Origin of the sequence: Mycobacterium sp. IS-2888 (assembly GCF_001954215.1) — a bacterium.
Taxonomy (GTDB): Bacteria; Actinomycetota; Actinomycetes; order Mycobacteriales; family Mycobacteriaceae; genus Mycobacterium.
The window spans coordinates 12,229-29,546 of the sequence record NZ_MBET01000007.1; the positions used below are offsets into that span (position 1 = coordinate 12,229).

Sequence of the window (17,318 nt, forward strand, 5' to 3'; positions counted from 1 at the left end):
AATCCTGGGCCGCTAGTCCTTGTCGTAGATCGCCTCGATGTCGGAGGCGAACTTCTCGGCCACCACGTTGCGCTTGACCTTCATCGTCGGCGTCAGTTCGCCGGTGTCCTCGGTGAAATCGACCGGCAGGATCCGGAATTTGCGGATCGACTCGGCATGTGACACCGACAGGTTGGCCTTCTTCACGGCCGCGTCCACCTCGGCGATCAGATCGGGATCGGTGGTCAGGTCGCCCACCGAGGCGCCGTCCGCCTTGCTGTTGCGCTGCTTCCAGCCGTCGAACGCCTCGGGGTCGATGGTGATCAGGGCGCCGATGAACGGCTTGGCATCCCCGACGACCATCGCCTGGCTGATCAGCGGGTGCGCCCGCAGCTGGTCCTCGAGCACCGCGGGGGCGACGTTCTTGCCGCCCGCGGTGACGATGATTTCCTTCTTGCGGCCGGTGATCGTCAAGAAGCCGTCGTCGTCGACCGCGCCGAGATCGCCGGTCTTGAACCAGCCGTTGCTGAACGCCTCCTCGGTGGCCTGCTCGTTGCGCCAGTAGCCGCTGAACACCACGCCGCCGCGGACCAACAGTTCCTTGTCCTCGGCGATGCGCAGGCTGTTGCCGGGCACCAGCTTTCCGACGGTTCCGATCTTGAGCCCGTCGATCTGGTTGACCGTGATGGCCGCGCTGGTCTCGGTCAGGCCGTAGCCCTCGTAGACAGTCAGGCCCACGCCGCGGTAGAAGTGGCCCAGGCGCGCCCCCAGCGGCGCGCCACCGGAGACGGCGGCGTGGCAGTCGCCGCCCAGCGCGGCGCGCAGTTTGTGATAGACCAGCCGGTCGAACACGGCGTGCTTGGCGCGCAGCAGCGGCCCCGGCCGGCCGTCGTCGAAGGCCTGGCTCCAGTCGACCGCGGTCTGCGCCGCACGCTTGAAGATCCAGCCCTTGCCGTCGTTGACGGCGTTCTGCTCAGCGGTGTTGTAGACCTTCTCGAACACCCGGGGAACCGAGACCACCACGGTCGGTTTGAACACGCTGAACAGCGGCAGCAGGTTCTTGATGTCGCTGGTGAATCCGACGGTGAGCTTGCTGGCGAACGCCGACAGCGTCAGCGCCCTGGCCAGCACGTGGGCGAGCGGCAGGAAAACCAGCAGCCGCTGGCCCTCCTGCAGCAACGTCGGCAGGCACTCCTGCGTGCCCCGGATCTCATGCAGCAGGTTGGAATGGGTGAGCTGGCAGCCTTTGGGCCGTCCCGTGGTGCCCGAGGTGTAGATGAGCGTCGCCGGGTCCTGGGCCCGCAACCCGGCGAGCCGGGCCGTCAGCTCGGCCGGGTCGACCGATGCCCCGGCCTCGACGAGCTGGTCGAGCGCCTTGGGACCGGAACCGTTGATGTGCAGCACCCGGCGCAGCGCCGGAAGCTCGCCGGTCAGCTCGGTGACGATCGCGGCGTGTTCGTCGGTTTCGGCGAACGCCAGCACCGCCTCGGAATTCTGCAGCACCCAGCGCACCTGCTCGGCCGACGACGTCTCGTAAATCGGCACCGTCACGGCCCCCACCGCCAAGATCGCCAGGTCGAGGATCGCCCACTCGTAGCAGGTGGCGGAAAAGATCGATACCCGGTCACCAGCCTGCACCCCAAGCGAGATCAAACCCAATGCCGCAGAACGAATCTGATGGGCGGCCTCGGCGCACGTGACGTCGGTCCAGACCCCGTCGATCTGGCGTTGGTAGATGACAAAGCTGGGGTCGTCGCGCTCATGCTCGAAGACCATGGCCGCGACATTGTCGCGCTCGCCGACGGAGAAGCGGGCGGGGACGCTGTACTCACGCACTTGATGACCTCATTTGACCTGGTGACGTTGCCGGGGGCCGGCTTGCTGTCGCCCAGCCTAATCCGAGTGTTCGCCCAGCACGGCGGCGGTCGGGTGGGGTGGCACCACCATTGCCGCACGATTGCCCCGAGGTCGTTGCCGGGCGTCCGGGACGGGTGTGTGAAGCTGTGGCGATGCACAGCATCCAGATCGCCGATCAGACGTTCGTCGCGGCCGACGGTGCGCGGGTAGGTGCCGCGGTAGCCGATCGGTCGAACTGGCGTCGGTGGTGGCCCGATCTGCGGCTGCAGGTCGTGGAGGATCGCGCGGAAAAGGGCATCCGCTGGACGGTGACGGGCGCGCTGACCGGCACAATGGAGATCTGGCTGGAACCGTCGCTGGATGGGGTCGTGCTGCATTACTTCCTGCACGCCGAGCCGACCGGTGTCGCCGCTTGGCAGCTGGCCAAGCTGAACTTGCCGAAAATGACGCACCGCCGTCGGGTGGCGGGTAAGAAAATGGCCTTTGAGATCAAGACGACGCTGGAACGGTCACGCGCGGTCGGTTCTCCGGTAGTTTAACTGCGGTCAACGTTTCGCACGGGGAGTACCGTTTCGGACCGCTTGCGGCAGAGAGGGCAGCAGCCAGGTGGCGGAGAAGACGACGCAAACCATTCACATCGACGCCGACCCGGGCAAGGTGCTCGAGGTGATCGCCGACATCGATTCCTACCCGGAATGGATCTCGGAGTACAAGGAAGCCGAGGTGCAGGAAAGAGGCACCGACGGCTACCCGAAGGTGGTGCGGTTCGTCATGGACGCGGGCATCATCAAGGACACCATGGTCATGTCCTACCAGTGGCCCGCTGACCGCAAGTCGCTGAGCTGGACCCTGGTCTCCAGTTCGCTACTGCGCTCCCTTGAAGGCTCATATCGCTTGGCGCCCAAGGGATCTGGCACCGACGTCACCTACGAGCTCTCGGTGGATCTGGCTCTGCCGATGATCGGCATGCTCAAACGCAAGGCCGAGCGCAGGCTGACCGACACCGCTTTAAAGGATCTGAAGAAACGAGTCGAGGCTGAGTGAGTCTGCTGAGCCCGCCCGGATCAGTCTCTTCGTCGGGAAGGGCGGGGTAGGAAAATCCACCCTGGCATGTGCCACCGCGGTCGGTGACGCGAGCGAGGGCGGCCGGGTGCTGGTGGTGTCCACCGATCAGGCGCATTCGCTGGGCGACGTGCTCGGTGTCCCGGTACCGCCGAGCGGTCGCGAGGATCCGGTTCGGGTGCTCGCCGACCTCGATACCGGGGACGCCGCGGCCGGCGGCGGCTTCCTCGACGCGCTGGCATTGGACACCCTGGCGCTGCTCGAGGACCGGTGGCGCGACGCGGTCGATGCGCTGGATCGACGGTTCCCCGACTCCGAGCTGAGCAGCATTGCGCCCGAAGAACTCTCGGCGCTGCCGGGCATCCAGGAGGTGCTCGGTCTGCACGCGGTCGGCGAGCTCGCGGCGTCCGGACGATGGGACCGCATCGTCGTCGACTGCGCCTCGACGGCGGACGCGCTGCGAATGCTGACGTTGCCCGCCACCTTCGGGCTGTACGTGGAGCGCGCGTGGCCGCGCCATCGCCGGCTGTCCGTGACCGCCGACGACACCCGGTCCGCGGCGGTGGTGGAGCTGCTGGAACGCATCAGCGCCAGCGTGGACGCGCTCGGCGCGCTGCTGACGGACGGCGGGCAGGTCAGCGCGCACCTGGTCCTGACCCCCGAGCGGGTGGTCGCGGCCGAGGCGGTGCGGACGCTGGGCTCGCTGGCGCTGATGGGCGTCCGCGTCGAGGAGCTGATCGTCAATCAGGTGCTGACCGAAGACGAGTCGTACGAATACCACAACCTGCCCGACCACCCGGCGTTCTACTGGTATGCCGAACGCATCTCCGAACAGCATTCGGTGCTCGACGAACTCGACGCCACCATCGGGGACGTGGCCCTGGTGCTGACCCCACACCTGTCCGGCGAGCCGATCGGCGCCAAGGCGCTGGGCGGACTGCTGGACAGCGCCCGGGGGCGGCGGGGGGCGCCGCCGCCGGGGCCCCTGCGTCCTATCGTTGACCTGGAATCCGGGTCAGGACTTGGGTCCACCTACCGAATGCGGCTAGCGTTACCCCAGCTCGATCCCGGCGCGCTGTCGTTGGGGCGGGTCGACGACGACTTGATCATCAGCGCTGGCGGGCTACGGCGCAGGGTTCGGTTGGCGTCGGTACTGCGGCGGTGCACGGTGCTGGACGCACATCTGCGGGGCAGTGAGCTGACCGTTCGCTTTCGACCGGATCCGGAGGTGTGGCCTAAGTGAATGGCGCTCATCCCGAACTCGGTCCCGAGCTGCGCAAGCTCGCCCAGGCGATCCTGGACGGGATCGACCCCGCGGTGCGCACGGCGGCCGCATTGACGGCCGGCGCCGGCGTCGGGACCGGCAAGTGCCAGCAGGTGTGGTGCCCGGTGTGCGCCCTGGCCGCGCTCGCCACCGGCGATCAGCACCCGCTGCTCACCGTCATCGCCGACCACAGCATCGCGTTGCTCGAGGTCATCCGCGCCATCGTCGACGACATCGACCGGACTTCCCGACCAACACCGAAACCGCCGCCGGACGGACCGCCCGGGGGCGGCGTCTCGCCCGAGCCGGACGCGGGGGAAGCCGCCGGCAAGACGCGTTACCAGCCGATCCCGGTCACCGTCGAGGAGTGATCCGCTCGAAGCCGAAGGTGGTTCCTTGGGCTGCGGGTCGGTACAGTTGGCGCCAACAGAATCAGCATCACCATCATCGAGTCGGGCGAGAGGGAGGGCCATGTGGTACTGGCTGTTCAAGTACGTCCTCCTGGGCCCGTTGCTGACGCTGCTGGGGCGCCCGAAAATCGAAGGCCTGGAACATGTTCCGAGTTCGGGCCCGGCGATACTGGCCAGTAACCACTTGGCGGTGATGGACAGCTTCTTCCTGCCCCTCGTTGTGCGCCGCCGCATCACGTTCCTGGCGAAGTCCGAATATTTCACCGGCACCGGCATCAAGGGCTGGTTCAGCCGGTGGTTCTTCACCGCCGTCGGGCAGGTGCCCATCGATCGTTCCAGCGCCGACGCCGCGCAGGCCGCGCTCAACACGGCCGAGCACGTGCTGTCCCAGGGCAAGCTGCTGGGCATGTACCCCGAGGGCACCCGGTCGCCCGACGGCCGGCTGTACAAGGGCAAGACCGGCCTGGCCCGGCTGGCGTTGCAAACCGGCGTCCCGGTGATCCCGGTGGCGATGATCGGCACCAACGTCGTCAACCCGCCCGGCACCACGATGCTGCGATTCGGCAAGGTCACCGTCCGTTTCGGCAAGCCCATGGACTTCTCCCGATTCGAAGGCCTCGCCGGCAATCGCTTCATCGAGCGGGCCGTCACCGACGAGGTGATCTACGAGCTGATGGGGCTGTCCGGCCAGGAGTATGTCGACATCTACGCCGCCAGCATCAAGGAACGCGGCGACGGCTCGACCGACGGCTCGACCGATGACTCGCCCGATCCGGAGTCGAACTCCGAGGCCGCTCGGATCCCCGAGACCGCCGTCGGCTAGCGCCCCGTTTCTCAGCCGACTTGCTCAGCCGACGGCCGTGGCCGGCGTGAGCGTCTTGGCCGCGGCGTCCCGCGAAGGCACCCGGGCGGTGACGGCGAAGCCGGCGGTGACGATGACCGCCAGCGCCCACCACACGTAGGACGTCCCGACCAGCTGGCGCCACCAGTTCGCGGTCGTCTCGTGATGCTTGGGCAGCAGATCGATCGGCGTCCACCGCATCAACGCGACGCCGACGAGGCTCACCGCCGCCAGTGCGACGTTGCGGCGCCGCCAGCCCAATATCGCCATCACCAACACCGCCGGCAGTGCCCACACCCAATGGTGTGACCAGGACACCGGCGAAACCACCAACCCGAACAGGGCGACGCAGATCAGTGCCAGCGCCGGCTCCCCGGCCCGCAGCACCCGCCGCATCGCCCAGATGGTCAGTCCGAGCACCACGAGGCAGGCGGCCACCCACAGCGGAAAGCGTTCGTGCTCACCGAGCCCCAGCCGGGCGAGCGCACCCGCGATGTTCTGGTCGGTGTTCAATGCAGTCTCACCGATCCGGTCGGTGTGGTGCACGGTGCGGGTCCAGTACTCCCACGAATCGCTCCACGCCAAGACGAAACCGAGGAGCGTCGCGCCCACGAAGGACGCGACCGCCGTCCACGCGGCGCGGTTGTCGCGGCGCAGCACGAAATAGAGGAGAAACACCGCGGGGGTGAGCTTCAGCGCCATCCCCACGCCGAGCAGCAGGCCGCGGGGCCAGGGTGTGCGGCGTGGCAGGCAGTCGGCGATCACCAGCGTCATCAGCACGACGTTGACCTGGCCGAAGGCGAAGTTCGAGGTGATCGGTTCCAGCCAGATGGTCGCCCCCGCCGCGATGACCACGGCCAGCCACAACCGGCGCAGCCAGGCCGGCCCGCCCAGCACGGTCGAGCGGCTCCACGCGTCGAGGCTGCTCAGCAGGATCGCCGTGGAGCCGATCAGCAGCGCGGCTGTTAGCACCGTGATCGCGACGCTGGCGGCCGGCATGTGCAGCCAGGAGAACGGGCAGAAGACGATGGCCGCCAGCGGGGGATAGGTAAACGGCAGGTTCAGCCCGATCGGTGTGTGAAACAACACGTCGCCGCGATACAGCGGACGCCCGTCCAGCCAGGCCCGACCGCCCATCTGATAGATGTCGATGTCGATGCGATACGGCGTCTGCCCGAACAGGCGCAGGCCCACGTAATACAGCGCCGCGGCGGCCAGCAGCCAGAGTAGGCACCACAGTGTCCACGACAGCAGCGCCCGCCCGGGGCCCCGTTCGCTCATCAAGCCCACGCCGGGCGCCCGCCATCTACTCATGTCGCAGAACAGCGTAATCGGTGCGCACGGCGCGACGCGTCGCAGCGCGGCTCCAACCTCGCGGGCGCATGCGGGCGTACGTTTCTAGAGTGCTCCACTGGTTCGTGCTCGGGGTGGGCCGCTGGTTCGCCGACGACATCGTCGACCGCGGCCGGCTGCCCCTGCTGTGCTGCCTGGTCGCGTTCATCCTGACCTTTTTCGTCACGCGGACGTTCGTGCGGGTTATCCGCCACCGCGCCGAAACCGGTCGCCCGGCCCGATGGTGGCAACCGCGCAATGTCCACATCGGGGGCATACACATCCACCACGTGACGTTCGGCGTCGTGCTGGTGATGCTCTCCGGATTGACGTTGGTGACCCTGTCGGTCAGTGGGCAGGAACCCGAATTCACCTTGGCCGCAATCCTTTTCGGGATCGGCGCAGCATTGGTTCTCGACGAGTACGCGTTGATCCTGCACCTGTCCGACGTCTACTGGGAGGAAGACGGCCGCACCTCGGTGGACGCGGTGTTCGCCGCGGTGGCGGTGGCGGGGCTGTTGATATTGGGTCTGCACCCGCTGATGTTCTTCTTCCCGTTCTGGCACGCCGCCGATTCGGTGGCGCTGCGCGCCGGGGTGGGCGGCGCGCTGGTGGTGACCTTTCCGCTGGCCGTCGTGGTGGTGCTCAAGGGCAAGGTGTGGACCGGCCTGCTCGGCATGTTCATCGTCGTACTGCTGGTCATCGGCGCGATCCGGTTGTCACGCCCGCACGCGCCCTGGGCACGCTGGCGCTACACCACCCAACCGGACAAGATGCGCCGCGCGCTGCAACGGGAGCGCACGCTGCGCCGCCCCGTCGTGCGGGCCAAGCTGTGGGTCCAGTGCGCGATCGCGGGCACCCCGCGACTGCCCGACGAACGCATGGTCGACGCCCAGCTCGACCATGACGTGCATGCGGCATCGGCGCCGACGGTGCCCATCCTGATCGGTCGGTAGGCCGCGTCCCAGGCCTGGGCTTTCCCATAGGCTTTCTGAGTGCGGTACTTCTACGACACGGAATTCATCGAGGACGGCCGCACCATCGAGCTGATCTCGATCGGCGTGGTCGCCGAGGACGGCCGCGAGTACTACGCCGTGTCCACCGAATTCGATCCCGAGCGGGCCGGCAGCTGGGTGCGCACCCACGTACTGCCCAAGTTGCCGCCCCCGGCCTCGCCGTTATGGCGCTCCCGTAAGCAGATTCGCCTGGACCTGGAGGAGTTCTTCGGCGTCTTCACGGCGGCGGAGCCGATCGAGCTGTGGGCGTGGGTGGGGGCATACGATCACGTCGCCCTGTGCCAGTTATGGGGCCCTATGCCGGGCCTGCCGAAGGCGTTGCCCCGCTTCACCCGGGAACTGCGGCAGTTGTGGGAGGATCGCGGGTCGCCCCGGATGCCACCGCGCCCGCGTGAGGTCCACGACGCCCTGGTCGATGCCCGCGACCAGCTACGCCGATTCCGGCTGATCACGTCCGGCGACGATGGGCCCGGAGAACGTTCGTCCTGATCAGCCGTGCGTCGTCCCCAGTTACCATGGACCGATGAACTGGACCGTCGACATCCCGATCGAGCAGCTGCCGTCGCTGCCGCCGCTGCCGCCTGACCTGCGCGCCCGCCTGGACGCCGCATTGGCCAAGCCGGCCGCTCAGCAGCCCAGCTGGCCCGCCGACCGGGCCGAGGCGATGCGCACGGTGCTGGAGAGCGTGCCGCCGGTGACGGTGCCGTCCGAGATCGTCCGCCTGCACGAGCAGCTGGCCCAGGTCGCGCGGGGCGAGGCGTTCCTGCTGCAGGGCGGCGACTGCGCGGAGACGTTCGTCGACAACACCGAACCCCACATCAGGGGCAATGTCCGCGCCCTGCTGCAGATGGCCGTGGTGCTGACCTACGGGGCCAGCCTGCCGGTGGTGAAGGTGGCCCGCATCGCGGGCCAGTACGCCAAGCCCCGGTCCGCCGACATCGACGCGCTGGGCCTGAGGTCCTACCGCGGCGACATGATCAACGGCTTCGCCCCGGATGCCGCCGCGCGCGAACACGATCCGTCGCGATTGGTGCGGGCGTACGCCAACGCCAGCGCCGCGATGAACCTGGTGCGGGCGCTGACCTCGTCGGGGCTGGCGTCGCTGCACCTGGTGCACGACTGGAACCGCGAATTCGTCCGCACCTCGCCGGCCGGCGCGCGCTACGAGGCGCTGGCCACCGAGATCGATCGCGGGTTGCGGTTCATGAGCGCCTGCGGGGTGGCCGACCGCAACCTGCAAACGGCCGAAATCTATTCCAGCCACGAGGCTTTGGTGCTCGACTACGAGCGCGCCATGTTGCGCCTGTCGGATGTCGAGGGAACGCCGCAACTGTACGACCTGTCGGCGCACACCGTATGGATCGGCGAGCGGACCCGCCAGCTCGACGGCGCGCACGTCGCGTTCGCCGAGGTGATCGCGAACCCGATCGGTGTGAAGCTAGGGCCGACCATGACCCCGGAACTGGCCGTCGAGTACGTCGAGCGGCTCGACCCGCACAACAGGCCCGGACGGCTGACCTTGGTGAGCAGGCTGGGCAACAACAAGGTGCGCGATCTGCTGCCGCCGATCGTCGAGAAGGTGCAGGCCACCGGTCACCAGGTGATCTGGCAGTGCGACCCGATGCACGGCAACACCCACGAGTCGTCCAACGGCTACAAGACCCGGCACTTCGACCGCATCGTCGACGAGGTGCAGGGCTTCTTCGAGGTGCATCGGGCGTTGGGCACCCATCCGGGCGGCATCCACGTCGAGATCACCGGCGAGGACGTCACCGAATGTTTGGGTGGCGCGCAAGACATCTCGGACACCGACCTGGCCGGCCGCTACGAGACGGCATGCGACCCGCGGCTGAACACCCAGCAGTCGCTGGAGCTGGCGTTCCTTGTCGCGGAAATGCTGCGCGACTAGGTCTCCTTTTCAGCTCGCGGAAAGCGCCTACAGCAGGCCGGTCAGATTGCTGCCGATCGTCCACGCCGCGGTCGCGACCAGCCCGGTGAGCGCCAGCACGAGCGCCACCCAGACCAGCACCATGCGCCGGGCGTGCTGGCGCGCCCAGACGAAGTCGCTCATCGCGATCCCGGCGAATTCTCCTGAGACGGGCTGGTATTCGTAATCGTCATCCTCGGGGCCGGAGTCGAGTTCGGACCGGGGGCTGGGCTTCGGTTCGGGCCAGTCTTCGGGCCCGCGGGTCAACTGGCGGGTGGGGTGGCGAACCGCGGCCTTGGCGGGCGTCGGCGGTTCCTGGCCGGTCGCCCGGCGCTCGCTCATCCGGCTTTGCTGTGCCGCAGCCGAGCGATGTTGCGCGGAGTTACGCGGGGCCGGCACCCGGAAGTCGGGCAAGCCCAATTCGTCGGCGATAGCGTCGATCTCGGCGGCCATCTCGATCGCGTCCGCGTAGCGGCCGGCCGGGTCGCGGGCGGTCGCGCGCGCGACGAGCGCGTCGAATTGTGGTGGCACACCGTCGATCGCGGCGCCGGCCCCCGGCACGTCGGTATCCAGCCGCTGGTAGGCGATCGACAGCGGCGAGTCGCCGGTGAACGGCGTGCGCCCCGTCAGCAACTCATAGGTGAGGATCCCGACTGAGTAGACGTCGCTGCGCGGGCTGCTGCTGCCGTTGCGCACCTGCTCGGGCGACAGGTAGGCCGCCGTGCCCAAAATGACGCTGGCGGAGGTGATTCCGGCGGCGGCGACGGCACGCACCAGCCCGAAGTCGGCGATTTTGACGTCGCCGTCGTCGGAGATGAGGACGTTCTCGGGCTTGACGTCGCGGTGCACCAGGCCGGCCAGGTGCGCGGCCGCCAGGCCACCCAGCACCGGGCGCAGCACCGCCACCACGGCGTGCGGCGGCATCGGGCCGCGTTCGGTCAGCAGCTCGCGCAGCGTGCCGCCCTCGATCAGCTCCATCACCAAAAACGGGTGGCGGGAGTCGGTGCCCTGGTCGTAGACCGCGACGAGCCCGGGATTCTTCAGGCGCGCGACCGTGCGGGCCTCGAGCTGAAAGCGGGTCAGGAATTGCGCGTCGCCGGCGTAGCGAGAATCCATCACCTTCAACGCCACCGGGCGATCGAGCCGGGTGTCGAGTCCCCGATACACCGTCGATGTACCGCCGCTGGCGATCTTGGCCTGCACCAGGTAGCGGCCATCCAGCAACGTGCTCTCCAACGGGTCGCCCATGCCGGCTCGGCTCACGGGGCCATCGTAGGGGTGACGGTCCGATTGGCGGCGAAACAATAGCTTCAACGCGCCCACTCGGCCGCGCACCAAGGCCTACACTTGCGCGGTGGGCAGTTTTCCGGCCGGCGACGATGTTCTAGACCCCGACGAGCCAACCTACGACCTGCCACGGGTCGCCGAGTTGCTCCGGGTGCCGGTAAGCAAGGTGCAACAGCAGCTGCGGGAGGGTCACTTGGTCGCGGTCCGGCGCGGCGGGGGTGTGGTGGTGCCGCAGGTCTTCTTCACCAATTCCGGCGAGGTGGTCAAGAGCCTGCCGGGGCTGCTGACGATCCTGCACGACGGCGGCTATCACGAGACGGAGATCGTGCGCTGGCTGTTCACCCCGGATCCGTCGCTGACGGTCACGCGCGACGGTAGCCGCGACGCCATGAACAACGCCCGCCCCGTCGACGCGCTGCACGCCCACCAGGCCCGCGAGGTGGTCCGCCGGGCACAGGCGATGGCTTACTGAGCGCTCTCCGCTCTGACGGGTTCGGGCACCCGGTACAGCGTGCGCCACGCGATCAGTGCGGCGGCGAGCGCCAGGAAAACGTGCGGCCACGAATACATTCCGTGCGATCCATCGGGTTTGAAGATCACCATCACCCACGTGGAGAAGCCGGCGATGGCCGCCAGCGCCCGTCGTGACTGGGTCAGTGGGGCCATGACCGCCAGCGGCCAGGAGTAGTACCACGGCAGCGCCGCGGGGACGAACAGCACCACGATCAGCATCGACCACGCGATGCCGGCGAGCGCGGCCCGGTCGTCGCGCCGGAATCGCCACCACAACACCGGCAGGGACAGGGCGATGATCGCGATCCCGATGTAGCGGGTGATTCGCAGCGTGGCGTAGAAATTGACCGGGAAAAACCCGCTGCCCAGGGCGTGGATCAGGTTTGCCGTCGCGGTCGGCACGGTGAGCCAGTTGATGATCTTCACCGACCCGGCCAGCGCGGTCAGCCACCCCAGCCCGACGCCCGCCACCGCGGACAAGATCGCGAAAACCACGCTGAAGATCAGCAACGACAACGCGGTCGCCGCCACGAACGCCCGCGCGGGCCGATAGCCCCGTTGCTCGCGCAGATGCCGCGTCCACACCCACACCAGAAACGGCAACGCGATGCCGGCCGTGGCCTTGACCGCGATCGCGACCGTGATCAGCGTAACGCCGAGGATGTGCCGGCCCTGAAAGGTCAGCGCGATGCCGGCGGCCATCAAACCGACCATCAGCATCTCGTTGTGCACACCACCCATCAGGTGGATCAGCACCAAGGGGTTGAGCACGCAGATCCACAGCGCGGCGGCGCCGCTGGTGCCCAGGTGGTGGGCCAGTCGGGGCGCGGCCCAGATCAGCAGCGCCAGCCCGGGCAGCATGCACAGGCGCAGCAGCATGGTGCCGGCGATGACGTGATTGCCGACCGCCATCGTGACCACCTTGGCCACCAGAATGAACACCGGGCCGTAGGGCGCCGTGGTGATGCTCCAAATGGGGCTTACGTTGTCCAGCAACGCATTCGGGTTGGCGACCGGACCCACGGCGTACGGGTCGAAGCCATCGCGCAGGAGCGCGCCCTGGGCCAGGTACGAGTAGGTATCGCGACTGAAGACCGGCACCGAGACGAGCAACGGCGCCAACCAGAAGGCGGTGGTGGCTCGCATCGTGAATTCCGTTGCGGTGCCGGCCACCACGCGGCGGCCCAGTGCCAGCCACGCGATCAGCAGCAGGCCCACACCCGCCCACAACAGAATCGACGACAGCACCAGTCCGTGCCCGAAGCGCAGCCAGGACATGTGAATCGATTCGAGCACGGGGTCGTGCGGCTTGGTGCTGCCGGCGCCCAGCCCACCCAGCGTGATCAGCACCGAGCCCACGAAGCCCAGCCGTGCGGGCCCGGCGTCCGGCGTGGCAACGAAGGCGCGCAACCGTGAAAAATATTGGACGAGTGAATTTTTCGTCGCCGACGGGCGATCGGCCGGGGTGTCCGTCGGGGTCGTCATTGGTTCAGGCGGCCCGGTCCGTGGCGATCTTGGCCAGTTCGGCCAGCCCCGCCTTGGCCGCGGCGTTGATCGGTGCGGCCTCCAGCGTGGCGAGGGCCCGTTGGGTCAGCGCCGCAATGCGTTCCTCGGCCGCGGCCAGTGCGCCCACCGACTCGATGATTTCGCGCAGGTGACCAACTTGCGTGTCGGTCAGGGGTTCGCCGATCGAGCCACGTAACACGTTTGCCGCCAAGGGATCTGACTTGTCCGCCAACTCCACCGCCTCGGCCAGCAGCACCGTGCGCTTGCCCGACCTCAGGTCGTCGCCGGACGGCTTGCCGGTCACCGCGGGATCCCCGAACACGCCCAGCACGTCGTCGCGGAGCTGGAACGCCACGCCGAGGTCGGTCCCGAACCGGTCGAAGACGGCTTGCACATCGGGTCTGTCGGCCGCGGCGGCCACGCCGAGCTGCAGCGGTCGGGTCACGGTGTAACACGCGGTCTTGAAGGTGTCGACGTTCATCGCCGACGCGATGGACTCCGCGGCGCTCGCCTCGGCGACGATGTCGAGGTACTGCCCACCCAGCACCTCGGTCCGGATCTCGGCCCACACGCGGTGCACGCGCCGCTGCGCCTCGGGCGATATGTCCGCCCCCAACACGATGTCGTCTGCCCAGGCCAGCGCCAGGTCGCCGAGCAGGATGGCCGCCGATACCCCGAACTTCTCGGCTGAACCCCGCCAGCCGCGGTCGCGGTGTAGCGCCGCGAAGTGGACGTGGGCCGTCGGCCTGCCGCGGCGGGTGGAGGAGTCGTCGATCACGTCGTCGTGCACCAGCGCGCACGCGTGTAGCAGCTCCAACGCGGAAAACAGCAGCAGCACTTCGGGATCGGGCTCCGCGGTTGCCACCGCGCGCCAGCCCCAGTAGGCGAACGCCGGCCGCAGCCGCTTGCCTCCGCCAAGGACGAAATCTTCCAGGGCGGCAATCAGATCGCGGTAGTCGTCACCGATGTAGGCGGTCTCGATGCGCCGCTCGCGCAGGTACCGCCGAAGCCGGTCGGTCACGGCGCCGGTCAACTCGACGGTTGCCGCTGCTGCCGCTGGATCTAGGCTCAGCGCGGCGCCCCTTTCTTCTCGATGTTCTTCGCTATGGCTCGGTGCTCCACGGGCCCGACCAGTGTATTCGGCGCGCGCCGCGGGCCCCCAGTTGCTGCGCCCCTACCGGCAACTGGCCCACGACCGCGCCCCTATGCTGGCGGGGTGCCTCGCCCTGGGCACTCGTCTGATGAAGAGGAGCCGCGTGACCCTCAACACCATCGCGCTCGAGCTGGTGCCCCCCAACGTCGAAGACGGTCGGGAGCGGGCGGAAGAAGACGCGCGAAAAGTGGTGCGGTACTCGGCCGAATCAGGTCTCGACGGCCGGATCCGGCACGTGATGATTCCGGGCATGATCGCCGAGGAGGACGACCGTCCCGTCGCGATGAAGCCGAAGCTGGACGTGCTGGACTTCTGGTCGATCATCAAACCCGGGCTGCCCGGGCTAGACGGCCTGTGCACCCAGGTCACCGCGTTCTCCGACGAGCAGTCCCTGCGCAAGCGGCTCACGCTGCTATCCGACGCGGGCATGCAGGGCGTGGTGTTCGTCGGCGTACCGCGCACCATGAATGACGGTGAGGGCTCCGGGGTTGCGCCGACGGACGCGCTGTCGATTTACCGCGACCTGATCCCGAATCGTGGGGTCATCCTGATTCCGACGCGCGACGGCGAAGAGGGCCGCTTCAACTTCAAGTGCAACCAGGGCGCGACGTACGGCATGACGCAGTTGTTGTACTCCGATGCGATCGTGGGCTTCCTGACCGAATTCGCCAAGCACACCGATCACCGACCGGAGATCTTGCTGTCGTTTGGCTTCGTGCCGAAGGTGGAAAGCCGCGTGGGGCTGATCAACTGGCTCATTCAGGATCCGGGCAACGCCGCGGTGGCCGACGAGCAGGCATTCGTCAAGCGCCTCGCGGCCAGCGAGCCCGCGCAGAAGCGTCAGCTCATGGTGGATCTGTACAAGCGCGTGATCGACGGGGTCGCCGACCTGGGCTTCCCGCTGAGCATTCACCTCGAGGCGACCTACGGCGTCTCGGGTCCCGCGTTCGCGACCTTCGCGGAGATGCTTGCTTACTGGTCACCCGGTCGGTCACCCGACCGGGGGGCCTAGCTCGGCGGTTGATCCCGTGGCGCGGTGAACCGCTCGGAGCGGTCCCGGCTGACCCAGGCCAGGACCCCCACCACGGCAGCGGCCGCGAACGACGCGATTCCCAGCCAGACGCCCGCCCCGGTGAAGGACCGGGTATTGGGATCGGTGTAGCGGGCCTGGGCGGTCATCGTGCTCACCACGCCCGGCTTGAGCTTCCACGACACGACAGTGGGCTCGATGTGATCGCCGTTCGTCGAGGTCACCACGCCCGGGAAGGCGACGGTCAACTCGACGTCGGCGTCGTTGTCGGTCACCGACGTCAGATCCGCCCGGCCGTCCATGATCACCAGGTTGCCGCTTCTGCGCAGCGACAGATTCACGCCCTGCGCGTCGGCGTTCATGTGGGCCAGCTGCGGCACCTCGGCGAACGTCAGATCGGAGAACACCGCTTGGGAGCCCACGTAGCCGTCGCTGTCGTAGTTCGACACCGCCACCTTCTGGCTGAACGGCAGATCGCCGCCGAGCTGCGGGCCGGGGTCCTTGGGGCTCTTCGGCTTGGCCGCCGCGATGATCTCCCCGGACACCAGGTCGTCGGGTGAGATGGTCAGCGACGCTCGGACCCGCAGGCATCCCGTGGCCAGCGGGACAAGCAGCAGCAGCATCGCGATGACCAGCACGCGGCGCCGGCGGGCGGTGAATCCTCGGACTCTCACTGGTGCAGAGCTGGCGGGCACGAGGTCATCGTGCCAGATCCGGCACGTCTGCTATAGGGGCAGGGCGCGGCCCAGGATCGCGAATGCCCGTGGGTCACCGGCGAAGTGGTAGCGGCGGATGACGTCGGTGAATCCCAACCGCCGGTACAACCGCCAGGCGCGGTTGGGCTCGCCGTTGGTTTCGGGAGTGGAGAGCAGGACGTTGCGCTCCCCGCGGCCGGCCAGCAGCCGCCGGGCCAGTGCCTCGCCCAGGCCGCGGCCCTGCGCGCGGGGGTGGATGTGCAACTCGGTCAGCTCGAAGTAGCTGGTCATCAGCCGAGTGATCTCCTGAGACGGCAAGCCGCCCCGCTGCAAGCCCAGGACGACCTGCTGCTGCCACCACTGACCGGGGGCCCCGGGGTATCCGTAGGCCACGCCAAGCAGCGGCGCGTCGGTCAACTCCGCCGTCGACGGCGCCGCGCCGGTTGCGTCGGCTTCAACGACGGCGGCTCCCTGCCACCCCTGTCGCCGAATGTGCTCCAGCCACATTGCGGCGCGCTGGTTCCCGGTGCCTCGCGGGTAGCGCATCGCGTCGACGTAGACACCGAGGGCGTCACCGAGGCGGCGCTCCATATCGTCCGGCGGCAGATCGATGAGGAATATCGCCAACTCGCGGTGTCCTCCTCGGCCGTCCAGTGATTCGGTGTCGCGCCGTGCCGCTCCCTCATGGTGCCTCGGCCGTGCGCGCCTACCGCCATTATCGGACCCGGCGACGCGCGGCGGTCGAGCGGTCGCGCCAACAGGCCATCGTCGTTGCGGCCCATCTGATTGCCGGAATGATCGCCGGGCGGTGCGGGGGATAGAATCGCCGACGAACCAGTGGTACGCCGCAGATAGACCTCGTATCATCTGAGTTAGTTGCCCCCACAACGGGCATCCGCGTGATATCGATAGTTACGTGCCAAGCGGTCGGCAAGGAGGGACGAATGCCACTCTCCGATCATGAGCAGCGGATGCTCGATCAGATCGAGAGCGCTCTCTATGCCGAGGACCCCAAGTTCGCTTCGAGCGTACGTGGCGGGGGGTTCCGGGCGCCGACGGCACGGCGGCGGTTGCAGGGCGCGGCGCTGTTCATCATCGGTCTGGCGATGCTGGTGTCCGGCGTGGCATTCAAGGCGACGATGATCGGGAACTTCCCGATTCTCAGCGTCTTTGGCTTCATCTTGATGTTCGGCGGCGTGGTGTTCGCGATCACCGGTCCGCGGTTGGCCGGCAGGTCGGGCCACTCGGGTTCGGTGCCGGGACGGCAGCAGCGTCGCGGCAAGGGTGGCGGTGGCTCGTTCACCAGTCGTATGGAGGACCGGTTCCGCCGTCGCTTCGACGACTAGCCGGATCAGACGACTAGCCGGATCACCTGACACAGCGGGGTAGCCGATGGCTACCCCGTTTTCGTGTTCGAGCCCAATTCGAGCCCGAACCGATCCCAAA

18 protein-coding genes are annotated in these 17,318 nt (G+C 68.0%); 11 read left to right on the forward strand and 7 right to left on the reverse strand.

What is annotated here, in order from left to right; translation table 11 throughout:
- Positions 1–12 precede the first annotated feature (12 nt).
- Complete coding sequence (locus tag A5745_RS00535; protein WP_076114746.1) at positions 13–1,815, reverse strand: long-chain fatty acid--CoA ligase; 1,803 nt, start codon at positions 1,813–1,815, stop codon at positions 13–15.
- A gap of 173 nt (positions 1,816–1,988) precedes the next feature.
- Here A5745_RS00535 and A5745_RS00540 point away from each other — a divergent pair, with 173 nt between their 5' ends.
- The 5 genes from A5745_RS00540 (at position 1,989) to A5745_RS00560 (ending at position 5,395) form a co-directional block, all read left to right on the forward strand.
- Positions 1,989–2,375: a polyketide cyclase / dehydrase and lipid transport gene (locus tag A5745_RS00540; RefSeq protein ID WP_076062429.1), complete on the forward strand. Its 387-nt coding sequence runs from the start codon at positions 1,989–1,991 to the stop codon at positions 2,373–2,375.
- Positions 2,376–2,442: 67 nt separating this feature from the next.
- The gene (locus A5745_RS00545; protein WP_076062336.1) at positions 2,443–2,880 is read left to right on the forward strand and encodes an SRPBCC family protein; all 438 of its coding nucleotides are present in this window, start codon (positions 2,443–2,445) and stop codon (positions 2,878–2,880) included.
- The gene (locus tag A5745_RS00550) at positions 2,873–4,141 is read left to right on the forward strand and encodes an ArsA family ATPase (protein WP_083662628.1); all 1,269 of its coding nucleotides are present in this window, start codon (positions 2,873–2,875) and stop codon (positions 4,139–4,141) included. The genes A5745_RS00545 and A5745_RS00550 overlap by 8 nt, the downstream gene beginning before the upstream one ends.
- Positions 4,138–4,533: a hypothetical protein gene (locus A5745_RS00555; RefSeq protein WP_076114748.1), complete on the forward strand. Its 396-nt coding sequence runs from the start codon at positions 4,138–4,140 to the stop codon at positions 4,531–4,533. Before A5745_RS00550 ends, A5745_RS00555 begins: the two co-directional genes overlap by 4 nt.
- A 100-nt stretch (positions 4,534–4,633) precedes the next feature.
- Positions 4,634–5,395: a 1-acyl-sn-glycerol-3-phosphate acyltransferase gene (locus tag A5745_RS00560; RefSeq protein ID WP_076062342.1), complete on the forward strand. Its 762-nt coding sequence runs from the start codon at positions 4,634–4,636 to the stop codon at positions 5,393–5,395.
- Positions 5,396–5,419: 24 nt separating this feature from the next.
- On the opposite strand, the gene A5745_RS00565 is transcribed toward A5745_RS00560, so the two are convergent.
- A complete protein-coding gene (locus A5745_RS00565) occupies positions 5,420–6,727 on the reverse strand; it encodes a glycosyltransferase 87 family protein (protein WP_076114749.1) in 1,308 nt (435 codons plus the stop codon).
- Positions 6,728–6,795: 68 nt separating this feature from the next.
- Here A5745_RS00565 and A5745_RS00570 point away from each other — a divergent pair, with 68 nt between their 5' ends.
- Genes A5745_RS00570 through A5745_RS00580 form a run of 3 tightly spaced genes read left to right on the forward strand, consistent with a single transcriptional unit; the run spans position 6,796 to position 9,670 of the window.
- On the forward strand, positions 6,796–7,701 hold the full coding sequence (locus A5745_RS00570; RefSeq protein WP_371336753.1) for a hypothetical protein: 906 nt from the start codon (positions 6,796–6,798) through the stop codon (positions 7,699–7,701).
- 39 nt (positions 7,702–7,740) lie between these two features.
- Positions 7,741–8,250, forward strand: coding sequence for a polyadenylate-specific 3'-exoribonuclease AS (locus A5745_RS00575; RefSeq protein WP_076114750.1), 510 nt, complete (start codon positions 7,741–7,743; stop codon positions 8,248–8,250).
- Between the two features lie 34 nt (positions 8,251–8,284).
- Complete coding sequence (locus A5745_RS00580; RefSeq protein WP_076062347.1) at positions 8,285–9,670, forward strand: class II 3-deoxy-7-phosphoheptulonate synthase; 1,386 nt, start codon at positions 8,285–8,287, stop codon at positions 9,668–9,670.
- Between the two features lie 27 nt (positions 9,671–9,697).
- Here the strand turns inward: A5745_RS00580 and A5745_RS00585 are convergent, their stop codons facing one another.
- Positions 9,698–10,936: a protein kinase gene (locus A5745_RS00585; RefSeq protein ID WP_083662629.1), complete on the reverse strand. Its 1,239-nt coding sequence runs from the start codon at positions 10,934–10,936 to the stop codon at positions 9,698–9,700.
- Between the two features lie 106 nt (positions 10,937–11,042).
- On the opposite strand from A5745_RS00585, the gene A5745_RS00590 reads away from it, so the two are divergent.
- Positions 11,043–11,447 carry an Rv2175c family DNA-binding protein gene (locus A5745_RS00590; RefSeq protein WP_076062348.1) on the forward strand — a complete coding sequence of 135 codons (405 nt, stop codon included), beginning with the start codon at positions 11,043–11,045 and terminating at the stop codon, positions 11,445–11,447.
- Here the strand turns inward: A5745_RS00590 and A5745_RS00595 are convergent.
- Both A5745_RS00595 and idsA2 read right to left on the reverse strand, forming a co-directional pair.
- The gene (locus A5745_RS00595; RefSeq protein WP_076114751.1) at positions 11,441–12,973 is read right to left on the reverse strand and encodes an alpha-(1->6)-mannopyranosyltransferase A; all 1,533 of its coding nucleotides are present in this window, start codon (positions 12,971–12,973) and stop codon (positions 11,441–11,443) included. The genes A5745_RS00590 and A5745_RS00595 overlap by 7 nt on opposite strands.
- 4 nt (positions 12,974–12,977) lie before the next feature.
- Positions 12,978–14,027 (reverse strand): bifunctional (2E,6E)-farnesyl/geranyl diphosphate synthase, encoded by a 1,050-nt coding sequence (gene idsA2 / locus A5745_RS00600; RefSeq protein ID WP_076114752.1) that lies wholly within the window; start codon positions 14,025–14,027, stop codon positions 12,978–12,980.
- Between the two features lie 223 nt (positions 14,028–14,250).
- On the opposite strand from idsA2, the gene A5745_RS00605 reads away from it, so the two are divergent.
- Entirely contained in the window at positions 14,251–15,159 is a 909-nt protein-coding gene (locus A5745_RS00605) for a mycobacterial-type methylenetetrahydrofolate reductase (RefSeq protein WP_076114778.1), read from the forward strand.
- Here the strand turns inward: A5745_RS00605 and A5745_RS00610 are convergent.
- Both A5745_RS00610 and A5745_RS00615 read right to left on the reverse strand, forming a co-directional pair.
- Positions 15,156–15,800, reverse strand: a complete 645-nt coding sequence (locus tag A5745_RS00610) for a DUF3153 domain-containing protein (protein WP_076062436.1) — start codon at positions 15,798–15,800, stop codon at positions 15,156–15,158. The two genes, A5745_RS00605 and A5745_RS00610, sit on opposite strands and share 4 nt — an antisense overlap.
- A gap of 102 nt (positions 15,801–15,902) precedes the next feature.
- The gene (locus A5745_RS00615; RefSeq protein WP_076114753.1) at positions 15,903–16,499 is read right to left on the reverse strand and encodes an N-acetyltransferase; all 597 of its coding nucleotides are present in this window, start codon (positions 16,497–16,499) and stop codon (positions 15,903–15,905) included.
- Positions 16,500–16,816: 317 nt separating this feature from the next.
- Here A5745_RS00615 and A5745_RS00620 point away from each other — a divergent pair, with 317 nt between their 5' ends.
- The gene (locus A5745_RS00620; RefSeq protein WP_076114754.1) at positions 16,817–17,218 is read left to right on the forward strand and encodes a DUF3040 domain-containing protein; all 402 of its coding nucleotides are present in this window, start codon (positions 16,817–16,819) and stop codon (positions 17,216–17,218) included.
- Positions 17,219–17,318 lie beyond the last annotated feature (100 nt).